The sequence below is a fragment of the Mesorhizobium sp. PL10 genome, assembly GCF_053714315.1.
In genome coordinates this window covers 1-1,771 of record NZ_JBSKBR010000123.1, presented here as the reverse complement: position 1 = coordinate 1,771, position 1,771 = coordinate 1, and the positions used below count along the sequence as shown (strand labels likewise).

The following is a 1,771-nucleotide window of genomic DNA, read 5'->3' as shown; positions in this document are numbered from 1 at the left end:
CAGCACTAATGCTGGTTCTAATGCCAGAACATCGCCCGATTTGCCCGATCAGCAAAATCCGATCGCCGGACGCTCACAATGATCCGGCGAGTTTCGAGCAAGCCTGTTCGATCCCGTGGACGCTCGTTTCGGAAGAGATGCACTATCGGAAGGCCCATCAGTATCGCACGAACCGCAAAGCTTACGAGGACAGCCGCCCGCGCAGGCGGCGCTCCATCGAAGGCATGCGCCCGATGGAATTGGTTGTCGGAGATGTGCACCCGATCGACGGGCTTCTATGGCTCACGGTCATTGTGACAACGAGTCTTCGCTAACACAGGCGCAAGTACGGTTCGGCAGCCGCACCAGATTGTAGGCGGCGGCACCGAAGGTGAAGCCCCATCCGACCCGGTCGCGGCCGCGGAACTTGGTTTGGCGCTGACCGGCGACCATCTTGATCCAGCCGAACGCCTCTTCAATGCGCTTGCGAATACGCTGACTGACAGCATAGCCGCTATGCCGGGTGGTGCGCCCGTCGATGGCCGAACTACGGCCGCTGGTGTTCTGCGCTACATGCGGCGTCACCTTCATTGAGCGCAACTCATTGATGAAGTCCTCAGCGTCATAGGCCTTGTCGGCGCCGAGTGTGATTGTTTGCGGACGGTCGGCACGCGGTTCGATCATGTGCAGGGCCGCCACCCGCTCGGCATGCCCGTCGGCAAACGTCAGGCAGGCGTCGACCAGAAGGCCATGGCGGTTCTCCATCAGCCCATGCCCCATGAAGCACAGCTTCGCCTCCTTGCCCCGCCCTTTGCGGTAGAGCCTGGCGTCGGGGTCGGTGGTCGAGGCGTGCGTCTCGTTCGATCGCCTCTCGCCGTGGAAGTCCGCTTCCGCATTGCGTCCGCCGCCGTCTGCCGGCGGCTCGCCATAACAACCGCCTGGGCCGGCCTTCTGCTTGACGCTCTTCATCGACGCCCAGGCCTCGATCAGCGTCCCGTCGACCGAGAAGTGATCCGTCGACAGAAGCCTCTTGATCTTGGGCTGCGCCAGCACCGCGCTCAGGAACTTTGCGGCGATGTCGCCCTCCAGCAACCGGTCGCGGTTCTTGGAGAACACAGAATGATCCCAGGCCGCATCGTCAACGCCAATCCCGACGAACCAGCGGAACAGAAGGTCGTATTCCAGCCGCTCCATCAACAGCCGCTCAGAGCGGATCGAATAGAACGCCTGCAACAGCATCGCCCGCAGCAGCTTCTCCGGCGGGATCGATGGCCTTCCGATCGGCGAATACAGCGCCGCGAAGTCCCGCTCCAGCGCCGACAGCGCCTCGCTCACAATTAACCGGATCGTCCGCAACGGATGGTTGCGCCGCACCCGCGCCTCAAGGTCAACATAGCTGAACAGTTCGCCAGTTCGATCGTCGCCACCGCGCACTCGTCACCTCCGAATCCCTTCGGAACCAGTGAATCACCGCTGTGGTCCGGTGGCGAGTGCCTTTTTCAACAGCCTGCTAGCTAGAGCACACTAGACCGCGCAGCTGACCATAAGCTTACGCGCAGATTTCAAGAATTCAGGGCGTCTTAGCTAGATGCCGTTGTCTTGTCGCAAATCCTCGATCAAGCCCTTTTTTGACACTATTCAATCGACAGCCGTTGGGTTGTTGGACCAAACGACACGTTGAGATGCGGAATGTGGTGCGCAGCGCTGTTTCTTGATGCGTCGCTGATTGGCGGAAGAGAAGGACGACATCAAGGCCGGCCGGATCCCGCAAGATTGGCAGGACAAGCCGGCG

At 60.9% G+C, this 1,771-nt stretch carries 3 protein-coding genes; 1 reads left to right on the top strand and 2 read right to left on the bottom strand.

Going from position 1 to position 1,771, the window contains the following annotated elements; genetic code table 11:
• Positions 1-314 (top strand): hypothetical protein (locus tag ACWGTO_RS33335; RefSeq protein WP_454578934.1); only part of this gene is annotated, 314 nt, incomplete at its 5' end.
• On the opposite strand, the gene ACWGTO_RS33330 is transcribed toward ACWGTO_RS33335, so the two are convergent.
• Together ACWGTO_RS33330 and ACWGTO_RS33325 are read right to left on the bottom strand one after the other, a co-directional pair.
• Positions 289-1,413 (bottom strand): IS5 family transposase, encoded by a 1,125-nt coding sequence (locus ACWGTO_RS33330; protein WP_454578933.1) that lies wholly within the window; start codon positions 1,411-1,413, stop codon positions 289-291. The two genes, ACWGTO_RS33335 and ACWGTO_RS33330, sit on opposite strands and share 26 nt — an antisense overlap.
• 136 nt (positions 1,414-1,549) lie before the next feature.
• The coding region (locus ACWGTO_RS33325) for a hypothetical protein (RefSeq protein ID WP_454578932.1) at positions 1,550-1,771 on the bottom strand (222 nt) is incomplete at its 5' end.